At 60.2% G+C, this 20506-nt stretch carries 17 protein-coding genes; 5 read left to right on the top strand and 12 right to left on the bottom strand.

The features are described 5' to 3' along the window. The first annotated feature begins 58 nt into the window (after nucleotides 1-58). Nucleotides 59-1213 carry a LysR family transcriptional regulator gene (locus tag NIM87_RS14455; protein ID WP_254675399.1) on the top strand — a complete coding sequence of 385 codons (1155 nt, stop codon included), beginning with the start codon at nucleotides 59-61 and terminating at the stop codon, nucleotides 1211-1213. On the opposite strand, the gene NIM87_RS14450 is transcribed toward NIM87_RS14455, so the two are convergent. The 8 genes from NIM87_RS14450 to NIM87_RS14415 all read right to left on the bottom strand — a co-directional run bounded on the left by NIM87_RS14450 (nucleotide 1203) and on the right by NIM87_RS14415 (nucleotide 12046). Next, nucleotides 1203-2669 carry an MFS transporter gene (locus NIM87_RS14450; RefSeq protein WP_254675398.1) on the bottom strand — a complete coding sequence of 489 codons (1467 nt, stop codon included), beginning with the start codon at nucleotides 2667-2669 and terminating at the stop codon, nucleotides 1203-1205. The two genes, NIM87_RS14455 and NIM87_RS14450, sit on opposite strands and share 11 nt — an antisense overlap. 536 nt (nucleotides 2670-3205) lie before the next feature. Further along, the gene (locus tag NIM87_RS14445; protein ID WP_254675397.1) at nucleotides 3206-4705 is read right to left on the bottom strand and encodes a tripartite tricarboxylate transporter permease; all 1500 of its coding nucleotides are present in this window, start codon (nucleotides 4703-4705) and stop codon (nucleotides 3206-3208) included. 10 nt (nucleotides 4706-4715) lie between these two features. Continuing rightward, nucleotides 4716-5189 carry a tripartite tricarboxylate transporter TctB family protein gene (locus NIM87_RS14440; protein ID WP_254675396.1) on the bottom strand — a complete coding sequence of 158 codons (474 nt, stop codon included), beginning with the start codon at nucleotides 5187-5189 and terminating at the stop codon, nucleotides 4716-4718. A gap of 59 nt (nucleotides 5190-5248) precedes the next feature. Continuing rightward, the gene (locus tag NIM87_RS14435) at nucleotides 5249-6211 is read right to left on the bottom strand and encodes a tripartite tricarboxylate transporter substrate binding protein (RefSeq protein WP_254675395.1); all 963 of its coding nucleotides are present in this window, start codon (nucleotides 6209-6211) and stop codon (nucleotides 5249-5251) included. A gap of 44 nt (nucleotides 6212-6255) precedes the next feature. Beyond that, nucleotides 6256-8898, bottom strand: a complete 2643-nt coding sequence (gene acnA, locus NIM87_RS14430) for an aconitate hydratase AcnA (RefSeq protein WP_254675394.1) — start codon at nucleotides 8896-8898, stop codon at nucleotides 6256-6258. Between the two features lie 60 nt (nucleotides 8899-8958). Then, complete coding sequence (locus tag NIM87_RS14425) at nucleotides 8959-9873, bottom strand: GntR family transcriptional regulator (RefSeq protein ID WP_254675393.1); 915 nt, start codon at nucleotides 9871-9873, stop codon at nucleotides 8959-8961. 450 nt (nucleotides 9874-10323) lie between these two features. Next, entirely contained in the window at nucleotides 10324-11232 is a 909-nt protein-coding gene (kdgD, locus tag NIM87_RS14420; protein ID WP_254675392.1) for a 5-dehydro-4-deoxyglucarate dehydratase, read from the bottom strand. Between the two features lie 91 nt (nucleotides 11233-11323). Next, nucleotides 11324-12046, bottom strand: coding sequence for a FadR/GntR family transcriptional regulator (locus NIM87_RS14415; RefSeq protein ID WP_254675391.1), 723 nt, complete (start codon nucleotides 12044-12046; stop codon nucleotides 11324-11326). A 493-nt stretch (nucleotides 12047-12539) separates the two neighbouring features. Between NIM87_RS14415 and NIM87_RS14410 the strand changes: the two genes are divergently transcribed. The 4 genes from NIM87_RS14410 to NIM87_RS14395 are packed head-to-tail and all read left to right on the top strand — an operon-like array spanning nucleotide 12540 to nucleotide 16073. Continuing rightward, nucleotides 12540-13562, top strand: a complete 1023-nt coding sequence (locus NIM87_RS14410; RefSeq protein WP_254675514.1) for an ABC transporter permease — start codon at nucleotides 12540-12542, stop codon at nucleotides 13560-13562. Further along, nucleotides 13559-14455: an ABC transporter permease gene (locus tag NIM87_RS14405; RefSeq protein WP_408640081.1), complete on the top strand. Its 897-nt coding sequence runs from the start codon at nucleotides 13559-13561 to the stop codon at nucleotides 14453-14455. The genes NIM87_RS14410 and NIM87_RS14405 overlap by 4 nt, the downstream gene beginning before the upstream one ends. A 2-nt stretch (nucleotides 14456-14457) precedes the next feature. Beyond that, on the top strand, nucleotides 14458-15318 hold the full coding sequence (locus tag NIM87_RS14400; protein ID WP_254675390.1) for an ABC transporter ATP-binding protein: 861 nt from the start codon (nucleotides 14458-14460) through the stop codon (nucleotides 15316-15318). Continuing rightward, a complete protein-coding gene (locus tag NIM87_RS14395) occupies nucleotides 15315-16073 on the top strand; it encodes an ABC transporter ATP-binding protein (RefSeq protein WP_408640080.1) in 759 nt (252 codons plus the stop codon). The genes NIM87_RS14400 and NIM87_RS14395 overlap by 4 nt, the downstream gene beginning before the upstream one ends. A gap of 103 nt (nucleotides 16074-16176) precedes the next feature. Here NIM87_RS14395 and NIM87_RS14390 read toward each other — a convergent pair whose 3' ends face one another. The 4 genes from NIM87_RS14390 to NIM87_RS14375 form a co-directional block, all read right to left on the bottom strand. Next, nucleotides 16177-17325: a mandelate racemase family protein gene (locus tag NIM87_RS14390; RefSeq protein WP_254675389.1), complete on the bottom strand. Its 1149-nt coding sequence runs from the start codon at nucleotides 17323-17325 to the stop codon at nucleotides 16177-16179. A 91-nt stretch (nucleotides 17326-17416) separates the two neighbouring features. Next, nucleotides 17417-19015: an ABC transporter substrate-binding protein gene (locus tag NIM87_RS14385; RefSeq protein WP_254675388.1), complete on the bottom strand. Its 1599-nt coding sequence runs from the start codon at nucleotides 19013-19015 to the stop codon at nucleotides 17417-17419. A gap of 69 nt (nucleotides 19016-19084) precedes the next feature. After that, on the bottom strand, nucleotides 19085-19723 hold the full coding sequence (locus NIM87_RS14380; RefSeq protein ID WP_254675387.1) for an SGNH/GDSL hydrolase family protein: 639 nt from the start codon (nucleotides 19721-19723) through the stop codon (nucleotides 19085-19087). Further along, nucleotides 19720-20349 carry an SGNH/GDSL hydrolase family protein gene (locus NIM87_RS14375; RefSeq protein WP_254675386.1) on the bottom strand — a complete coding sequence of 210 codons (630 nt, stop codon included), beginning with the start codon at nucleotides 20347-20349 and terminating at the stop codon, nucleotides 19720-19722. Before NIM87_RS14375 ends, NIM87_RS14380 begins: the two co-directional genes overlap by 4 nt. Between the last annotated feature and the right edge of the window lie 157 nt (nucleotides 20350-20506).

Raw genomic sequence — 20506 nt, 5'->3', positions numbered from 1 at the left:
ATGATGCGGATTTTTAGGGCACTTTTTAGTGCTGCCTAAAATGCGGTCGGAGGCGCGTGTGGATACGACGACAGTATTGATGGTCGACAGCGTCTTGCGCTCGGGCAGTCTGCGCGGTGCGGCCCGTCTGCTCGGGCGTCCGGTGTCCAGCATGTCTGCGGCCCTCGACCGGCTCGAAGCGTCGCTGTCGACCACTCTTTGCCAACGCGCAGGGCCGGGCCTTGTCCTGACCCTTGAAGCCGACCGGCTCGCCGGGACACTGGCCGAGGCTGCCACAATCGTGCGGCGGCTCTATGCCGACGCCATCGATCCCTTGTCGCGACCCGTCAAGTTTGAAGCTCTCTTGCGGTTTGTGGAAGTGGCCGAACGGCGCAGTATCAGGCAGGCGGCCCATGTGCTCATGCTGGGTCAACCGCAACTGTCTCGACAATTGGCGCAGCTCGAATCGGTTCTGGGGCGCTCGTTGTTGAAGCGGGGGGCGGAGGGTTCCGGGTTGACCGAAGAGGGTGCGGCTCTTCGTGACTTGAGCATGGAACTGCTGCGCCTTTGGGAAAGTATATCACGCAATTCAGACAATCGATTTCGGCGCAATCAGGCCACCATTCGCTTGGGCACGATCATGCCCCTGGGACACGAGAGTGAAATCGCCCGAAAGCTAGCCAGTCTGATGGCGAGTTGGGCCAACCTGCGCCCTCGCCAGCCTCTGTTCGTGAGCTCGACCACGGCCGATGAACTTCTGCGTGGGCTGCGCAGCGGTGTTTTCGATATCGTCCTTCTCGATACCGGCCGCCTGACGGCCAACCTGGAGGGCCTGCCCGTTATCCGCTCTTCCCTGGCGGTTGCGGGCGCCGAAGGGACCGACCTGGCCAGCGCCCTCAAGGACCGCCGGATCGCTGTTCCCAGTTCGCGTAGCGGCCTCCGCCTGGCGATCGACCGGATGCTGGAGACCACTTTTGACGAGCAGACGCGCGATCGCCTGAAGCTGCTGGAAATCGACTCGATTCCGGTCATTCTCAATCTGGTTCTGCACTACGGCTATGTTTCCGTCTTGCCACTGGCGTCGATTGAAGCCATTCGCCCGAAGCTCAGTACGATTTCCCTGCCACATGATTTCGATGTGGAATATTGGGTCTGCTGGCTCGCCGGAAGCGGGCATGCGGCCGCAGGCGCCGCGATGCATGATGCGATCCAGAGAGCGTCCGCTACGGCCTGATGGGTTGGGTAGGCTGTGCGGCCAGCGGCGTTTTGTGTTCCAGCATGAACCATGCCAGGATTGCGCCCAAGGCCGAGAACCCGGCAGCGCAATAACAGACAGCGGCAAAGGCGGCGTCTGTCGCCGCGACGCGCAGAGACGCCATTTCAGGAGAAAGCGCCGTCTCAACCACCAACCCAAAATCGTGCGTCTCCGGGCCCGCGATCATGCTGAAAACCGAAGCGGCCAATGAGCCCATTGCGGCCACGGCCAGCAATCCGGCCATGCGGGCGACGGCATTGTTGGTCGCGGACGCAACGCCCGTATTGCCGGGTTGAACGGCGCCCATGACAGCCGTCGAAATGGGCCCGGCGACGCCGCTCATGCCCACGCCGAACAGGGCCATCAACGGAACTGCGCCCGTCCACAGCAGATGCGCGGGCGCGCTGACCGCAAAAACCAGCATGGAGACGCTGACCAGGAGCCCTCCCGTCGCAATCACGGGGGCCGGTCCGAACCGGTCAGCGAGGCGACCTGCTGAGCGGGAAAGCACTGTCAGCGCGAGACTATACGGCAAGAGGACTGCCGACGCCTCCAGCGGGCTGGCTCCCCATCCCGATATCAGGACACTTGGAAGGTAGAACGACACCGCGGTCAGGGCAAAATAGATGAGGAACGTCACCAGTTGTGCCCCTGAAAATCGCAGGTTGCGGAAGAGGCCAAGCGGCAGCATGGGGGCGGACCATTTCGCCTCCCAGGCGACGAAGGCCGTCAGCGCCAACCCTCCGAGGATCATCTCGAGCAGGACATGGCCGGTGCCGCCGATGAAGGCGAAGGAAATCAGGCCCAAGGCCAGACTGATCAGAATGGCGCCGACAATGTCGGGCTTTTGCGTACTGCCCACGCTGCGCGGTGGTGCGCCACGCAGCAGGATCAGGGACGCTGCGCCCAGCGGCAGGTTGATCGCAAAAATCCAGCGCAAGGCGGCATCGCCAAGCCAACTGAGAAACAGGCCACCGAGCAAGGGGCCCAACAATGTGGTGAGTGACGAGGCTGCAGCCCAGGTGCCGATGGCCTTGCCGCGCTCCGCCTCCGGAAACGTCTCGGCGATCATTGCAAGGCTGCCGGGCACCATGAAGGCTGCGCCAAACCCTTGAAAGGCGCGCGCAGCGATCAATAGTTCGGCAGTTGGTGCAAACGCAGCAAGCAGGGATGCCCCAACGAAAACCGCGATTCCGGCGGCAAATGTGTTGCGTAGACCGAAACGGTCTCCAGTGGCACCGCCCAGCAGGATCAGCGCAGAGAGCGGTAGCAGATACGCATTCGACACCCATTGGGCTGTCGCCAGACTGGCATCGAAGCTAGTCCTGATCGATGGGGTCATGATCGAGAGCACTGAGCCATCTATGAACCCCATGGAAGAGGCGAGAATCGCTGCAACGAGGACGCGGCGCTTGGCTGACAGGACTGTGTTCATGGGGTGACTGGATTGAGCTGCTGTCGTCATAGTCGGCGTGATCGAAGCGGCCACCTTGGTTTGAAGAACTCTAGGGGCCGGGTGTAAGGCGTGATTGAAAGGCGCATCGCGCCCCTATGCTTCACATTGTCAATTTTGGCATTGATATAGTCTATAACTAAATCGATCCAGTGGCTGCGGGAGGCCTTCCCCTTGTGGCGGCGAGTGCGATCGAATCCCAGTGCTGAAGCGCCTCTGCGGCTGTTGCAGACTTTGCACTTGTCAGCGTCGGGTATGTCTGGATTTCCAGTTTCGGGTTAAAAAAGCTGACAGGCCGCTGCCGGCCCCTACTTTGCCCTTCCCCAGCCTTCCGCCAAAGACTGAAATGGGGCCGGTAGAGGTCAGACCGCTTAGTGCGGAATTCGCGCAATAGGAGGCACTTCACAGCTGCCACATAAATTCGAGCCCTGGTTTTCCGCGCTGTCCTCGTCCCGATCGACAACCAGTGTTGGCAGCCCGCCCTCCAAGAGGTGGGGCGCTCGAAGCGCCCCATAGTTTCAATCTTCGTCACTTTGCATTTTGGACAGACCCTTGAAGATCAACGGGGCGACTAAGGCGAGCGTCGCAAGCCCGATCATCACCGCCGAGCTGGGGTGCTGAAGAAGGATCATTGGATCGCCCTGGCTCATCTGCAGCGCGCGTCGGAGCTGGCTGTCGGCCATGGGCCCCAGGATCAGTCCGACAATCGCAGGCGCAATTGGATAGTCGAATTTGCGCATCAGGAAGCCTAAGGTGCCAAAGCCAACCAGCATCAGAAGCTCTACGACCGATGGATTGGCGGCAACTGTTCCCATGGCGGCGAAAAGCATGATGCCGCCATAGAGCCAGGGCAGAGGTATGGCGAGGAGCCGGACCCATAGGCCAACCAGCGGCAGGTTCAGCACCAGCAGCATCACGTTGGCAATGAAGAGACTTGCTATTAGCGCCCACACCAGATCGGCGTGTTGGACAAAGAGCAGTGGGCCGGGCTGGATATTGTATTGCTGGAAGCCGGCAAGCATTACCGCGGCGGTCGCCGACGTGGGCAGGCCAAGAGTAAGCAAGGGCACAAGGGTGCCTGCCGCAGACGCATTGTTCGCGGCCTCAGGGCCAGCAACGCCTTCGATCGCTCCTTTTCCAAACTCATCCTGGTGCTTGGAAAGCCGCCGCTCGAGGTTGTAGCTCAGGAACGTCGGCACCTCTGCGCCGCCGGCTGGCAAACCGCCGATCGGGAAACCAATCAGGGTGCCGCGCAGCCAGGGAAAGAACGAACGGCGCCAGTCCTCTTTGGTCATCCAGGGCGACCCCTTCACAGGAATTGGCTTCTCCGGATTTCTGAGATGCCGCCCGGCAACGTGAAGCGCTTCGCCGATAGCAAACAATCCAACAGCCAGCGTCGTCACTTCGATACCATCCAACAATTGCGGCACGCCAAAGGTCAGGCGGGCCTGTCCCGTGAGCTGATCGATACCGACGAGGCCAAGCCAGAGCCCGAAGGCAAGGCTGGTCAATCCGCGAAGCGGAGATGACCCGAAGGTCGCGGAAACCGTTACGAAAGCGATCAGCATGAGACCAAAATAGTCCCAGGGTCCGAAGCGCACCGCAATCTGAACTACAATTGGCGAAAGAAAGGCGAGACCAAAGGTTGCAACCAGTGCTGCAACGAAGGACCCAATGGCCGCAGTCGCCAGGGCCGGTCCGCCTCGGCCCGCTCTGGCCATCTTGTTGCCTTCGAGGGCAGTCACCACGGACGCCGCCTCACCAGGAGTATTCAACAGGATTGCGGTGGTTGAGCCACCATACATGCCGCCATAGTAGATGCCGGCAAACATGATCAGTGAGCCGCCAGGATCCAGCTTGAACGTCACAGGGAGAAGCAGGGCAACCGTCAGTGCCGGGCCAATCCCGGGAAGTACACCGACGGCAGTGCCGATGAACACTCCCACCGCGGCAAAGATAAGATTGCTGACCGTCAGCGCCGAAGCGAAGCCTGCAAAGAGGTTGAGCAAGACATCCATTTGAGGCCCCCTAGAGCAGCCGTTCCAGGGGACCTTCGGGCAGATGCAGCGTCAGGAGGCCATGGAAGAGGAAATAGACAAGCACAGCGAGCGCGGCGCCAATGAGCAGGTCGACAAGCAGCGCTCGACGACCAAAAGCGCGCGCCGTGAAAGCGAAAAGCAACGTAGACCCGAGGATAAAACCTGCCCCCAGGCCGATGGCGCTCACAAGGCCTGTTAGCGCCAGGGCGATCCAGCCGATGGCACGCCAGTCGGTCGGTTCGGCATCCAAGTCGTCGGACTTCCGGAACGCGCCGATGAAATGCCCTGCGGCCAGCAAGACCAAAAATCCAGCGATCAGGTAGGATGCTGCGTCCGCGCCCACCCCATATTGAGCCCGAATGCGCATGGTGCTTGCGTCCCAAACTGTGATCGCTGCGACAGCGAGAAGGGCCACACCGACGATGACGTACGGGCCGTTAAACGATCGGCTGGGCGTTTCCACTTGCCGTCCTCCCTAAAGAAAAAAAAAGGGGCCCGATGACTCGCGCCCCATAGGATGCGCTATTGGGCGAGGCCAAGTGCCTGCAGGACGCCGCGAACGCTTTCTGTTTCCTTTTCGAGGAACGCAGAGAACTCATCAGCTGGCATGTAGTAGTCGGTCCAGCCGCGGGCGACGAGCAGTTCCTTCCACTCATCGGAAGAGACCATCGCGTCAAAGGCAGCAGACAGGCGGGCCTTGTCTTCATCCGAAACGTCCGGGGCGGCGAACACTGCACGCCAGTTGACCAGCTCTACATCAACACCCTGCGCCTTCAGCGGTTGCGCTTCAATGCCCTCGATCGGATCGGGATAGGAAATGGCAAGTGCGCGCAGGTCACCGGATTCGATCTGACCCTGCCACTCGCCATAGCCCGAAACGCCCGCCGTCACCTGGCCGCCAAGCATTGCAGCCAGTGCCTCGCCACCGCCCGAATAGGCGACGTAGTTTACCTTGGCTGGGTCTTCGCCTGCAGCCTCGGTAATGAGCGCCGCAAGCATGTGATCAGCGCCGCCAGCTGAACCGCCGGCCCAGATGGTCCCGCCGACATCAGCCTTAGCAGCAGCGAGCAAATCATCGATGGTCTGAATGCTGGAACTGGACGGAACAACGACAACGAGTGGGTCGCCAGTGAGGCGGGCAATTGGGGTCACCTGGTCAAGACTAACGGGCGAGGCGTTGGAAATGATTGCACCCACCATGGTAATTCCACCCACCAGAAGCTGGTTTGGATCAGCACCGGCACTCGCAGCGAACTGGGCAAGGCCCACTGTCCCACCTGCGCCCGGCACGTTGACAACCTGAGCGCTGCGCGCCTGCCCGGTGGCAACCATCACTTCCTGAATCGAACGGGCGGCCCCGTCCCACCCGCCGCCGGCGCCAGCCGGAGCGATGATATTGAATTCAAATTCCTGGGCAGATGCAATGCCGGCAGACAGCGCTACCGCGAAACCGGCCCCCAGAACGGATTTTACTAGTTTGTGCATCGGGTTCCTCCCTTTTGATGCATGCACGCAAGGTGCGGTTCGGTTCACCCCAAAGAGGCATGACCGATGGCAGCGTTCTTCCCGGCCGGAGCGGATGCCACCCTGGCAAGAATGAACGGAACGATGCCGCCATGACGAAGAAGGTTGAGTTCGAGCTCAGTCTCGACTTCGGCCATTGCGGAAAATTGATGTAGGACGGCGCCGTTGCGCTCGATGGAAACAGCAACCTCGGAACGTGGTTTGAGGCGGTCGGGAGCTGTGTCGATGACAACAGCATCTCCGGGCTTCAACCCCAACTCCTGGGGATGCACATGTGAGGGGAACCGGAGCGGCAATATTCCCATGCCGATCAGGTTTGTCCTGTGGATGCGTTCGATGCTCGATGCAAGAACGGCCCTTACCCCCAAGATCGCTGGCCCCTTGGCGCCCCAGTCTCGCGATGACCCCTGACCGTACCGCTCACCGGCCAGAATGACAGATGAGCGACCACGCTGTGAATTCAGATCTGCCAGTCGAAAGAGGGGAAGAACGTCCTGGGTTACAGGGTCGACACCGCTGCCCGGCGGTACATTTTCGGCGATGAGATTTCGTACGGCCCCATTCGTGTAGAGCCCGCGGACCATGGATTGCCAGTTGCCTCGCCGCGAGGAATGAACGTTGAGATCCAGGGGGTTTTCACCCGCATTGATCAGGTATTGACCCGTTTCGCTCTTCGCAGAAATTGCACCCGCGGGAGAAATATGGTCGGTGCTGACATCGTCGCCGAGCACGAGGATGGGGTCGGCTCGATACGTGCCAAGCCGACATGTACTGGCGCCAACAGTGTATGGCGGTCGACGGAGGTAAGTAGAGTCTTCGTCCCAGGGATAGAGATCGCTCTGCGGCGCCAGAATTTCGTCCCAGATGGCATTCTTTGAAGCTTCTGCAAAACTAGATGCAAAGTCAGATGGGTCACGTCCCTGCGCGAGGGCTGCGTCAATCTCAACACCGGAGGGCCAAAGCTCCGACAGGTATACATCGCGCCCTTCTGGATCTTTGCAAAGTGGTTCAGAGAGGACGTCCCTGTTGACGTCGCCCGCCAGGGCGTAGGCGATCACCAATGGCGGTGAGGCAAGAAAACCGGCCTTCAGCACCGGATGAACCCGGCCCGCGAAGTTGCGGTTACCTGAAAGCACCGCTACCGGCACCACGCCCTGGTCGATTGCCGCCTGTGTTTCAGCAAGCAGAGGCCCCGAATTGCCGATGCACGTCATGCAGCCGAACCCGACAATGCCGAAACCCACGGCCTCAAGATCGTCCAGCAGTCCCGCTCGCTTGAGATATTTGGAGGCAGCGGGTGAACCTGGCGAGAATGATGTCTTTACCCAAGGCTTGGGCGCAAGCCCGCGCTCACGGGCACGTCGTGCAAGTAGCCCCGCAGCAACGGTCAGGCGAGGGTCGGTCGTATTCGTGCAGCTGGTGATGGCAGCAATCGCAACCGAACCATTGACGATATCACCGACCCGAGCCCCTGAATCTTCGGCCAGCTCCGCAACCTCGGCTTGGGCCGCCTTTGGCTCGATAATGTCCTGAGGGCGGCGAGGTCCAGCGATGCTCGTCCGAACTGTATCCAGATTAATATCGAGAATATCGGTGTAGCGGATATGTTCTGAACGCTCGCGCCACAGGCCATTCGCCCGCGCGTAGCGCTCAACAAGGTGTATATGTCTCGGCTCACGCCCGGTATTGGCCAGGTAGGCAAGCGCGTGCTTATCGATCGGGAAATAGGCCGTTTGCGCCCCATATTCGGGCGCCATGTTGGCAACAACAGATCGATCTCCGACCGATAGTGTGTCGAGACCGTCGCCAAAAAATTCAACAAACTGGCTGTTGAGGCCATATTCGCGCAGGCGGTTGGTCACGACAAGTGCCAGGTCGGTTGCCAGCACCCCGTCGGAGAGACGGCCAGTCAGGCGCACCCCAACAACGTCAGGCAGCCGCATCATAACTGGCAGGCCGAACATCACGCCTTCCGCCTCAAGTCCGCCGACACCCCATCCCATGACGCCCAGACCATTGATCATCGGGGTATGACTGTCGGTGCCGATCAAAGTGTCGGGAAAGAGCCATTTCCGCCCTTCCGCATCTGTCGACCTCGAAACAACGGTCGCAAGCTGTTCCAAATTGAACGTGTGCAGAATGCCGGTGCCCGGCGGGTGAATAGTCACGCCTTCCAACCGTTCCTGCGCCCATTTCATGAGACGGAGCCGTTCGGAATTTCGCTCGGCCTCCCGCTTCATGTTTACGGCGACGGACGCGGCTGTTCCGAATGCGTCGACAGCAATCGAATGGTCCACAGAGACGTCAACCCGCAATTGAGGGTTGAGCTTGCGCGGGTCATCTCCGCGCTCCGCAAGCGCGTCGCGCATGCCCGCAATGTCGACGAGAGCTGGGCCGCACGTGGTGTCGTGCATAAGCAATCGTTCTGGCTGAAACGCGAGCTCTTCAGTCGATGTGCCTGTTGCGGGCCAACTCAGAACTGCAGCGACATTGCGCTCCCGCTCTGCGCCCTGCGAATGACGAAGCGTGTTCTCAAGCAGGATTCGGAGCGAATACGGCAGCCTGTCCAGCGTGTCCCCGGCAACAGCGCGCAGGTCCACAGCCAGAAAATCATCGATAAGCAGGCTGGTCGGGCCGTCGGTCGTCACAATTCACTCCTCCCAGAGCTGAGGAGAGTGATTGCATATTATAACTTACAAATGCAATACCTATTTGCCGCCAGGCTCGAGAATGGGTCTTATTTCCGCAAGGTTGTGGATGACATGACCAAGATGCGAACGTAGTTTCCAGGACGCTTCTTCGTTGCGCCCGGCAACCAATAGATCAAGAATTTCTATGTGTTCCTGTGCCTGTCCGTAGTAGCGCTCTCGGGTGGCCGATGACCTGTAAGCGATAAGGCGGCGGATCGAGTTGATGCGTCGGAGAGCATCCAGGTAAAATGGATTTTGTGATCCAGAAACGATCAGTTCGTGGAATTTTACGCCTCGATCGTACAATTCTTCGATGCTCATGGACTCTACGCCACCGGCCAGGATTCGCTGCTCGACCAAACGGCACTCCGCTGCCGCTGCAGTATCAAGCCTGTAGCCAGGCTCCAGCAGGGCCGCAGGCTCCAAGGCCATACGAAACCGGTAGGTTTGCGTAAGGGCTTCCGCCGAATTGAGCATATCCGTGAATTGATAGCCGTAGCCCGCCCTGCGCTCGAGCCACCCCTCCTTGACGATCCGCGTGCAAAGGCTCTGCACCTCTGCAGAACTTAGCCCGTAAGTCTCTTTAAGGTATGCAGCCGAAACGACATCAGGAACCCGCGACTCGAGTCGGTCATCCGCGAGCGCAAAATAAGCCGCATCCACTGCGGAGTGCTGCGATGGGAGATCAGAGGGAGGCCCTGGCGGTTCCGGCGCAACAAAGTAGCCCTTGTTAGCCTCATGGGTCAGCACGCCCTCCGCCGTCAATGACTTGAGCGCTTCACCAATGGGCGACCGGGACACACCAAAACGATCGGCAAGGCCTTGAGCAGTCAGATGGGTGTGGGGGCGCAGGCCACCAGAATGAATCTCGTCCCTGATGCGGGCGGCGAGTTTGTCTGAGACGCCCCCCCTCCGTCGCACTACCTCGTCCAACGATCTTTCTCCGTCTAAATCTTGTGCTAGATCATCACAGGGAGCATGGCGTTGAGAACCAGGCCGAAGAGATCTCCAGGCAGAGCGATCCCTCTGCACAACGCTGCATATAAATGCAATCACGTCACCAACGGCGCCGCAATCCAAAGATTGACGATCCTCAGGGATCGCGCAAGAGACTGCGGAGCGTAGCGCGCAGTTGATTTGCCTTGTATGGGCCAGGGAAGGCCTTTGGGTCATACCCATCCGTTGGCAAGCTTCTCTTGCTCAAGCGATTAGCCAAGTCTCACGTAAGATGGCGGCCAACCCAGTCGAGAAGTGCATACTTTTAGCCAAGGCCCGGCAAAGACCGGCAGGAGGCAGCCGTCTTGGTCTGAAACGCGTGCCACGTGTTGGTAGATGGTGCCTCGCAGAACAAGGTAACATCATTCCCTTTCCAGACGTTAGAAATCAGCGACGGTGCGGCTCAATTAGCTTTGCCAAAAGCAACTCTTCGTCCTTGGTGAGATCTGTCAGAGGCGCACGCACCGGACCAGCATAAAAGCCCTGGAGCCGCACGCCAGCTTTGACCGCAGAGACTGCATAGCCTTTGCGACGGTTTCGGATGTCCATGAACGGATAGAAGAAATCGCGCAGGATGCGTTCGCAGTTAGCGCGGTCGCCGCCGCGCAGGGCTTTGTAAAACTCAACGGCGAGACCGGGGACGAAGTTGAACACAGCCGACGAATAGGTGGTGAAACCGGCGGCCAAATAGGCCTCGGCAAAAAGCTCGGCCGTCGGCATACCTCCCAGATAAGTCAGCCTGTCGCCCATGGTCGCGGTGATCTGGCGGACGAGGCCAATGTCGCCCGAGCCATCCTTGAAACCAATCAGATTGGGGCAGACTTCGCAAAGCCGGGCGAGCGTTTCAGCGGTGAGGATCGAATTGTCGCGATTATAGACCATAACGCCGATGCCCACCGACTGGCAGACCGTGCGCACGTGGTGAAAGAGGCCTTCCTGGGGCGCATCGATCAGGTAGTGGGGCAATAGCAGAATGCCGTCCGAGCCGGCCTTTTCAGCCGATTTGGCAATGGATACGGCAATCTCTGTGCCATAGCCGCAGCCCGAGACGATGGCGACCTTGCCTTCTGAGGCTTCCTTGGCAGCGGCAACGACTTGCGGAATTTCCTCAAGGCCCAGCGAGAAGAACTCGCCGGTGCCGCCGGCCGCAAACAGGGTGGTCGCTTCGAAACCCGACAGCCAGTTGACATGCTCGACGTAAGAACCGCGGTTAAACCGGCCATTCTCATCGAAATGCGTGACAGGGAATGAAAGTAGCCCCGCGCCAAGCGCCTGCTTAACTTCCTGCGGCCCCATGAAATTCTCCTTCGCACAATTAGGTCGATGCGAAATGAGTAGACGGCTGCCTGACTAAAGTCAACAAGCTGTATGATAACTATGTGGGGCGTCAGGTGGTTTGCAGAAGGGCGCGGTAGCGGCGCTGGCTGCCTTGCAGGTGAACGCGCATAGCTTCGCGCGCTGCTTCGGCATCGCCGTCGGAAATTGCGGTGACGATATTAGCGTGCTCGAGATGCAGCTGCTCCAGATAGGATTTGGAAGAGCCGGGATCCGTACTGGAAAGGGCGGCGCGCGGGATCGCATTCTGGCCGATGACCCGCAGAAACTCCGAAAAGCGCGGATTATTGGTGGCGTCGGCGATGGCGGTGTGCAGCGCGAAATCGGCCGTGCTGGTGGGCTTGCCTTCAGCAATGCATTGGCCGACCGCCCGATGAAATTCGAATATCGCTTCTTCCTGCGCGGGCGACCGGCGCACGGCCGCAAGGCCTGCCGCCTCGACTTCAACCGCAGAGCGGAGCTCGAGCAGGGCGATGATCGAGGACAGGCGCGCATGATCAACGTTTTGAAAGGGCAATGTAGCAGGCTCTGTGGGCTCGAGCACAAAAACACCGGCGCCGCGACGCGGCTCCACCAGACCATCCGAGCGCAGCGAGGCGATGGCTTCGCGCACCACCGTGCGGCTGACGCCATGGGTTTCAGCGATCCGCGCCTCGCTCGGCAACTTGTCGCCCACCGCATAATCACCCGATGACAGCGCGCTGCGCAGTGCATTGGCCACCTGTATGACCAGCGTTCCAGCACCCTTATCGTTCCGGGGATGTTGCAAATTCATCGGTTCAATCTTTCAGCACGGCAGCCAGGAGGTGTTGAGTGAATTTGAGGCCAGCCCGGCATCTGTGTCAAGCAACACACGGTGATTCGCCCGACATGTTGCGAGGATTTATCCTATGGGTTTTGGCCACCTTCACCGCTGACGGTGTCACGCAATTTTGTCGAGAAGGACTAGGAAAGGGGGCGACATTTGGCCAGGCGGGCGGGGGTTCCACCCCAAGATTTCCGTCGCTGCACTCATTCACGACCGTCGTCGAACCGAAAATCTGTATGATAACTATTGACAGTAGGATGACTTCTGCGCGAAAAGATGGGTTCCGAAGCCGATCACGAAGGGGCGGAGCGAGCTGGTGGTCATTGTCACCTCTTCATCCAGCCACTTGGCACAGAAGCTTCGAAATCCGTCACGCCAAGAACCGCGTGGCGGGCACCTGAGGAGGAGGCCCATGACAATTTCAGCAGGCGGCAACGCCGGGGCGCAGGCCAGTTCGGCAATGCACCATCGTGCGCTCAAGGTGCGCTCTTTCGGTGGGCATCTGGTTTCCATCCTCGTGACGCTGTTTGGGCTTCTCGTGCTCACCTTTGTCATCGGCCGTATGATGCCCGCAGACCCGGTCCGGGCCATAGTCGGCGAAGACGCCACGCCCGATACGTATCGCATGATGTATGAGCGGCTTGGCCTTGACCGGCCCATCTGGGAGCAGTTCTTCCGCTATCTCGGCGATGTTTTGACCGGCAATTTCGGCGTCGCGATCCGCACGGGCCAGCCAGTGATCAACGACATCCTCCATGTCATGCCCGCCACCATCGAAATGGCGACTTTCGCGATCGTCATCGGCGCCTGCCTCGGCATTCCGCTGGGCGTGCTGGCCGCCGTCAACAAAGACAAATGGGTTGACCACGTGGTGAGGGTGTTCAGCCTGATGGGCCACTCCATGCCTATCTTCTGGACCGGCATGATCGGCCTGCTGGTATTTTATGCCGCCCTCGGCTGGGTCGGTGGCAGCGGCCGTATGAGCGGCTTTTATATCGGCATGATCCGCGGACCGACAGGGTTTCTCCTGATTGACAGTCTCATCGCCGGCGAATGGGATATCTTCTATTCGGCCCTCAACCACCTGATCCTGCCGGCGAGCCTGCTGGGCTATTCCTCATCAGCCTACATCACCCGCATGACGCGCAGCTTCATGCTCGATCAGCTCAACCAGGAATATATCACCACGGCGCGGGTCAAGGGACTGTCGCAGCGCGACACGATCTGGAAGCACGCCTTCATCAATATTCGCGTGCAGCTGGTGACTATCGTGGCGCTCTCCTATGGCGGGCTGCTTGAAGGCGCCGTGCTGATCGAAACCGTGTTCGCCTGGCCCGGCTTTGGCCAATACCTCACCAACAACCTGCTCATTGGCGACATGAATGCCGTCATGACCTGTGTGCTGATCGTCGGTCTCATTTTCATCGGTCTCAACGTGCTGTCCGATGTGCTGTACCGCGTCTTTGATCCGAGGACCCGATGACCCAAACCGCCATGACGACAAAGACCGCGCCCGGCGGGCTCGCCTTTATGATGCCGGTGTTCAACATCATCCGTTTCCTGCTGCGCAGCCCCACCTCGGCGTTCAGCCTGGTCATTATCGGTGCCCTGATCCTCCTGGCGATCCTGGCGCCGCTGCTGGCAACGCATGATCCCTATCTGCAGGACCTGACAAATGTGCTGCAGCCGCCCAATGGCGCGCATATTTTCGGCACTGATGAGCTGGGTCGCGATATCTATTCGCGCCTGATCTACGGGACGCGGATTACCCTGACGATCATCGGGCTGGTCACCATCACCGTGGGGCCGATTGGCCTCGCCGTCGGAACTGCTGCCGGCTATGTCGGCGGCATGTTCGATACGGTGCTGATGCGCATCACCGATATCTTCCTGTCCTTCCCCAGCCTCATCCTGTCGCTGGCTTTCGTTGCCGCGCTCGGGCCCAGCCTGAACAACGCCATCATCGCCATCGCGTTGACCTCCTGGCCGCCGATTGCTCGCCTCGCCCGGGCGGAAACGCTTACCTTCCGCTCGTCCGATTATATCGCGGCCGCGCGGCTCCAGGGCGCGTCGCCCGTGCGCATCATCGTCCATTCGATTGTGCCCATGTGCCTGCCCTCGGTGATGATCCGTCTCACCCTCAACATGGCAACGGTCATCCTAACCGCAGCCGGTCTTGGCTTTCTGGGCCTCGGCGCCCAGCCGCCAATGCCCGAATGGGGCGCGATGATCGCCACGGGGCGTCGCTACATGCTCGACAGCTGGTGGCTGGTCGCCTTTCCGGGCGTTGCGATCCTGCTTGTCAGCCTTGCCTTCAACCTGCTCGGCGATGGCCTGCGCGATGCGCTCGATCCCAAGCAAATGAACCGGAGGTAATCATGATCGCGCCAACCGGTCCCATATTGAACGTCAAGAAGCTCAATGTGAGCTACCGCACCGAAACCGGCTATACCGACGCCGTGCGCAATGTCTCCTTCACCCTGGGCAGAGAAAAGCTCGGCATTGTTGGCGAAAGCGGCTCGGGCAAGTCGACGGTCGGTCGCGCGCTGATGCGGCTGCTGCCCAGTGCCCGCATAACAGCCGAGCGCATGGATTTCGAAGGCACGCCGCTGCTCGCGCTCAAGGAAAAGCAGATGCTCGACATTCGCGGCCGGCGCATGTCGATGATCCTGCAAGATCCCAAATTCTCGCTCAATCCCATTCGCCGTGTCGGCGATCAGGTGGCCGAATCCTACCTTATTCACTTCAAATGCTCGAAAGCCGAGGCGCGCGCCAAGGCTATGTCTATGCTTGAAGCGGTACAGATCCGCGACCCCGAGCGGGTCTATAATCTCTATCCCCATGAGGTTTCAGGCGGCATGGGCCAGCGCATCATGATCGCCATGATGCTGCTGACCGACCCCGACCTGGTCATCGCCGACGAGCCAACCTCGGCGCTCGATGTCACGGTGCGCCTGCAGGTGCTGAACATTCTTGACACTTTGGTGAGCGAACGCGGCATCGGGCTGATCATGATCAGCCATGACCTCAATCTGGTCCGCAATTTCTGCGACCGCGTTCTCATCATGTATGCCGGCCAGGTGGTGGAAAGCCTCAAGGCGTCCGAGCTGGGCAAGGCCCAGCATCCGTACACCCTTGGCCTGCTGGCTGCCCAGCCGCGCATTGGCGGCAGCCGCGCCCCGCTCAGCGTGCTCGATCGCCAGGCAGCATGGGAAACGCCCCTGGAGGCAGTGCAATGAAATCCGTCGCCGTCACCAATCTCTCCATCGCCCTCGGAATGGGCGCCAATGTCGCCAATATCCTGCCCGACCTCAGTTTTGAGGTTGAAAAGGGCGAGTGCTTCGGCCTGATCGGCGAAAGCGGATCTGGCAAATCCACGGTGCTGCGCTGCATTTCGCTGCTCCTGCAGCACTGGCGCGGCGATATCGCCATCGGCGGTACCTCGTTGCGGGATCTCAGCGTCATCGACCGCTGCCGCACCGTGCAGATGGTGTTTCAGGACCCCTATGGCTCGCTGCATCCGCGCCACTCGGTGCGCACCGTTTTGCAGGAACCGCTCAAAATCCACAAGCTGGACCGCCGGCAGGAGCGCATGGAGCAAGCGCTCGAGGAGGTGGGTCTGCCCATTTCTTTCCTGGATCGCTTTCCCCATCAATTGTCGGGTGGCCAGCGCCAGCGCGTGGCGATTGCCCGGGCCTTGATCCTTGAGCCCGACATCCTGCTGCTCGATGAGCCGACCTCGGCGCTCGACGTTTCCGTGCAGGCCGAAATCCTCAATCTCCTGTCGGACCTGCGCCGCCGTCGCGGCTTTACCTATATCCTGGTCAGCCATGACCTGGCGGTGGTGGACTATATGTGTGATCGCTTTGCGGTCATGCAGGCCGGCGACATTGTCGAAGTGCTCGACCGCTCGGCCCTGGTCAACGACAGCGCCACCCACCCTTACGCACGTGAACTGATCTCGGCATCCGTCGCCTATGATCGCGCCTCCTGAGGCGACAGCTTGGCGATCGCCCGGCGCGGCGCTTCACGCTTGGTGTTCTGACGAAAAGGGGCCACCGGGTGCGCGCGGAGGACGGGGCGCGCACCCGGCGGGATCAGGCGACGCGATTGTTTTCAATGAACTCGAAATTGATCGCCTCGCCGATGCCGGGGCGGTCCGGGACGTGCACATAGCCGTCTTCGTCCATCGGGTCGGACAGCGCAGTGAGATAGTCGAAACCCTCGTCATATTCGAGGAACGGGTGCAGCAGCCCGCGTTCGTACCAGCGGCAATTCTTGGCTGATGCAACCACCATCAGGTTCATCGAGCCATTGCCATGCACTTCGCAGTCCATGCCGAAGGCTTCCGCCAGGCGCATGGTCTTAAGCGCCGGCGTGATGCCGCCGACATCGTTGACGCCGGTGCGCAAAATATCCACGGCGCCGCTGGCGACCCATTCGGCGCGATGCCAATGCTTGCCCGAGGCGCTTTCCGGTCCGAGCACAGGAATGTCGAGATTGGACGACAGCCACTTGTAGGAGCTCATGGATTGCTCATCCATGCTCTCCTCGATCCAGTCGAAGCCGAGCTTTTCGAGCCCGCGCCCCAGTTCCAGCGAATCCACGCGCGAATACCAGTGGAACGCGTCGATCATCAGGTGAATATCGGGGCCAACGGCCTCGCGCACGGCTGCGCAGGCCTTGAGGTCCATCTTCACATCGGGCGCCCAGGACACCGGCGGCATCCAAGTGTGCAGCTTGATGCCCTTGTAGCCGCGGGCCACCAGTTTTTGCGCAAAGCGCCCGTAGTCCTCGGGTGTTGCGAGCCCGCCTTCAATCTCGTCGCCGCACATGATCGAGCCATAGGCCCGCACCTTGTCGCGATAGGCGCCGATCAGTTTGTGCACGGGCTGGTTGAGCGTGCGACCGGCCAAATCCCACAGGGCCACATCGACGGCGGCTAATGTCCTGTCAGTCAATTGCGCCGCCGACCCGCGCTGCCAATGGGCCAGATCCTGCCATAGTCGCTCACGATCACGATGATCCTGGCCGATCAGCACCTTCTTGACGAACTTGTCGATCACATGCGGCCGCACGATTTCGGGCGCCGCGAAACTATAGCCCTCATGGCCATCTTCGGTCCGTATGACCAGCATGGCCTGCTTGACCTTGTGTTCCGGGCCGGGATGGGCATGACCGGCGCTGTCAGCATGGCGCCGCGTCGTCGTCAGAAAGGTCTTGACCGAAACATCCGTGATGATCATCTACTGTCCTCGCGGCCCACAAAGCGGACCTAATCCTTATATGGAAAGAAGCCCGGCTTGACCCGGGCTTCCTGTTCTTGATCTGGCGCGATCAGCGGTTCTTGGTGACGTCACCAAGATCGGTTCGCCACGGATCGACCGTCAGCCCTTCCACGTCATCGCGGAATGCCGCCGTGACCACCACTTCCGAGAACGGCTGCAGCGCCGGGATCATCTCTTCGTAATAGGTCTGGATTTCCTCGTAGGCCGCCACCTGTTCCTTTCGGTCGGTGATCAGCAGGGCATCCTCGATCATCGTGTTGAGCGTCTCATCATAAAAGCTGGTGCGCCAGCCCTGATAATTGGTCAGCTGCGCCTCGTCCGAATTGTCGGGGTTGAAGGCAGTTGCCCGCAGGTTGGAATCCGGGTGCGGGTGCTGGCCACCGCCGCCGCGACCGACGATCAGTTCGAAGTTGCGCTCGCGCATGGCGCCATAGATCTGGTCGCCGGTGCCGGTGATCAGGTTGGCCTTGATGCCGGCTTGGGCCAGCGTCGCCTGGATGGCGGTTGCTGCGTCGAGGAATGGCGGCTCATTGAGGGCGCGCAAGGTGACCTCAAAACCATCAGCATAGCCGGCCTCGGCGAGTAGGCCCTTGGCGCGTTCCACATCCAGTGTGTAGCCGGGATCGGGCAGGACGCCCATGGCAGTGGAGTTCAGCGGACGCTGGTGCGGCGTGCCGTAGAACTGCATGATGGCGCTGTTGAGCCCTTCATAGTCGATCAGGTAGCGCAGCGCTTCGCGCACCTTGGGATTGGCCATTCGCTCGTCCTTCATCGAGACCGCGAGATAATAGAAGCCTGCGCTGGGCACGGTTTCGATCTCGATGCCCTCGGTGGTGCTGAGCGCCTGCAGGTCCGCAGCAAGGAGCGAATAGGCAATGTCGATATCTCCACGCTCCAGTTGCAGACGCTGCGACTGCGATTCTGGAATGTGACGGATGAGGATGCGCCGCAAGCCGGCCGGTTCATCCCAATGGCTCTCGCTGCGATCAAGGATGACATATTCGTTCGAGCGCCACTCGGTGAGGGTAAAGGCGCCCGAACCGGCCGAATTGGTGCGGAGCCAGTTTTCTCCAAGATCACCATCGGTTTCATTCGCCAGGACCGTTTGGCTGTCAATGATCGAGCCGGGACCGGGGAGGGCGATTACCATCATCACCATGTTCGGATCATCCGCCTGCGGCAGGTTGATTTGCACGGTCTTGTCGTCGACCGCCACAAAGGTGGTGCCGGCATTGTCGGCGCTGAAGCCACGGGTCTTGAGGAAGGATGAATTGGCGAGATTGAGCTTCATCAGCCGGTCAAAGGACCACACGACGTCCTGCGCCGTCACCGGATTGCCCGACGCAAAATTGGCGTCGCGCAGCTTGAAGGTGATGCTCGAATTGTCCTCACTGATCTCCCAGCTTTCCGCCAATCCGGGCAGGAATTCGCCGGGATTGGCGTCGTCCAGCTTGATCAGCGTGTCATAGACCGCAGAGAGCACCTGCGCGGTTTCGCGGCTGCCGGTCGCTGCCGGGTCCAGCGTCAGCACATTGCCCAGCGATAGGGCGATGACCAGCTGGTCATTGGGCGTTTCCGCAAAGGTCTGCGGAACAGCCGCTGCGGCAATCAGAGCGGCAAGCGCCACCGTCGAGAGCAGTTTTTTCATCGTTTTCCTCCCAGGAACTCACATTCTGCTGGAAGGGAGTTTTTTCTATAATACAGCATTTGTCAATAGTCAGACAACTTTTGACAACCTGTCCTGTATCAAGGGTGCTATGGCACGGCCAATCTGCGCTGTCTGCACCGCATCAAGATGCACGCCGTCGGCCTCAGAAGGCACGCAGACCGCACCGGCGTCGAAAAAACCAACCCGTAGTTCTGTCGCAAGTTCGCGGTAAAGCGACACCAGCAGGCGGGATTGCGCGATTGTGAAGGCCGACATGTCCGGCCGGTTCGGCGTTGCGATCCGGGGTGGCGGCGCCATGATTACCACCTGCGGCGGCGAGCCATAAAGATAAGGATGGCGCTGAACCAGTTGGACAAGGCGTCGCATGCCTGCCTGCGCCGCAAAGGCGTGCGCTCCAAGGTGTGGCTTCAGATCGTTGGTCCCCAGCATGATGGCCACGAGATCGAGAGGCTGGTGCGACGCCAGCAGCATAGGCAGGCTGCGCGCGGCGTTGCGCTCCTCGATGACGGCGTTGTCATCCATACTGGTGGTACGGCCACACAGCGCCTCGGTGATCACTTGCGCCCCGCCGCCCAAGCAAGTGGACAGCACATCGGGCCAGCGCTGTTCTGGCGGGTGGCGGCGCTTGGTACTCGGGTCGGCGCCCCAAGTGAGGCTGTCGCCCACTACGAGCACATTATGTGTCATCGCCAGAGGAGGCCTTCAACGACGGGTATCAGTGCCTGGCCGAGTGCAGCGGTCTCCTCGGCCGTCATGTGAACGCCATCAATTTCGGATGCTGTACAGGCGTTGGCCGCATCAAAAAATGCCACATTCTCGGCCTCCGCGAGCGCGCGATAAGCGCCTGCCAACGCCTGAGATTCCGCAATCGACCGGCTCTGCGCTGGTGCTCCGCTGGGGCCAGCAACGCAGGGCGGCGGTGCGATCACCAAGATCTGCGGCACCGTTTCATTCTTGTAGGGGAAATATTTGACGATCTGGATTAGGCGTTTCATCCCGGCGGTGGCGCCCGACGCTAGCCCACACAGATAGGGCTTAAGGTCATTGGTTCCCAACATGATCATCACCAAGTCCAGCGGTTGATGGGCCCCCAGGAGCACCGGCAGGGTGCGCGTCGCGTTGCGATCGCACGGCCCGGAATGGTCATCGAAACTAGTATTTCGACCACCCAAACCGTCGGCCACGACAAAAGCGCGATCACCCAGTCCGGCGGCCAGCACGCTCGACCAGCGCATCTCAAAAGGATGGCGGGCGCCCGTTGCCGGGTCTGCGCCCCAAGTCAGGCTATCGCCAAAAACCAGGATGTCCCTCATTCGATCACCGTCACGTTAAACCAGCAGAAAGATAGCTGATAACTAGATCTCAATCAAGACGATCTGTATGACAACATGGCCGGGAGGCCCGGTTTGGAAGTTGGCGGCTACTCGGGGGTCACCGCCTCCAGGTGACAAATCCGGTGGTGCTGTTCGC

This window comes from Devosia ureilytica, from assembly GCF_024273195.1.
GTDB lineage: Bacteria > Pseudomonadota > Alphaproteobacteria > Rhizobiales > Devosiaceae > Devosia > Devosia ureilytica.
This window is presented reverse-complemented; position numbering and strand designations above follow the sequence as displayed.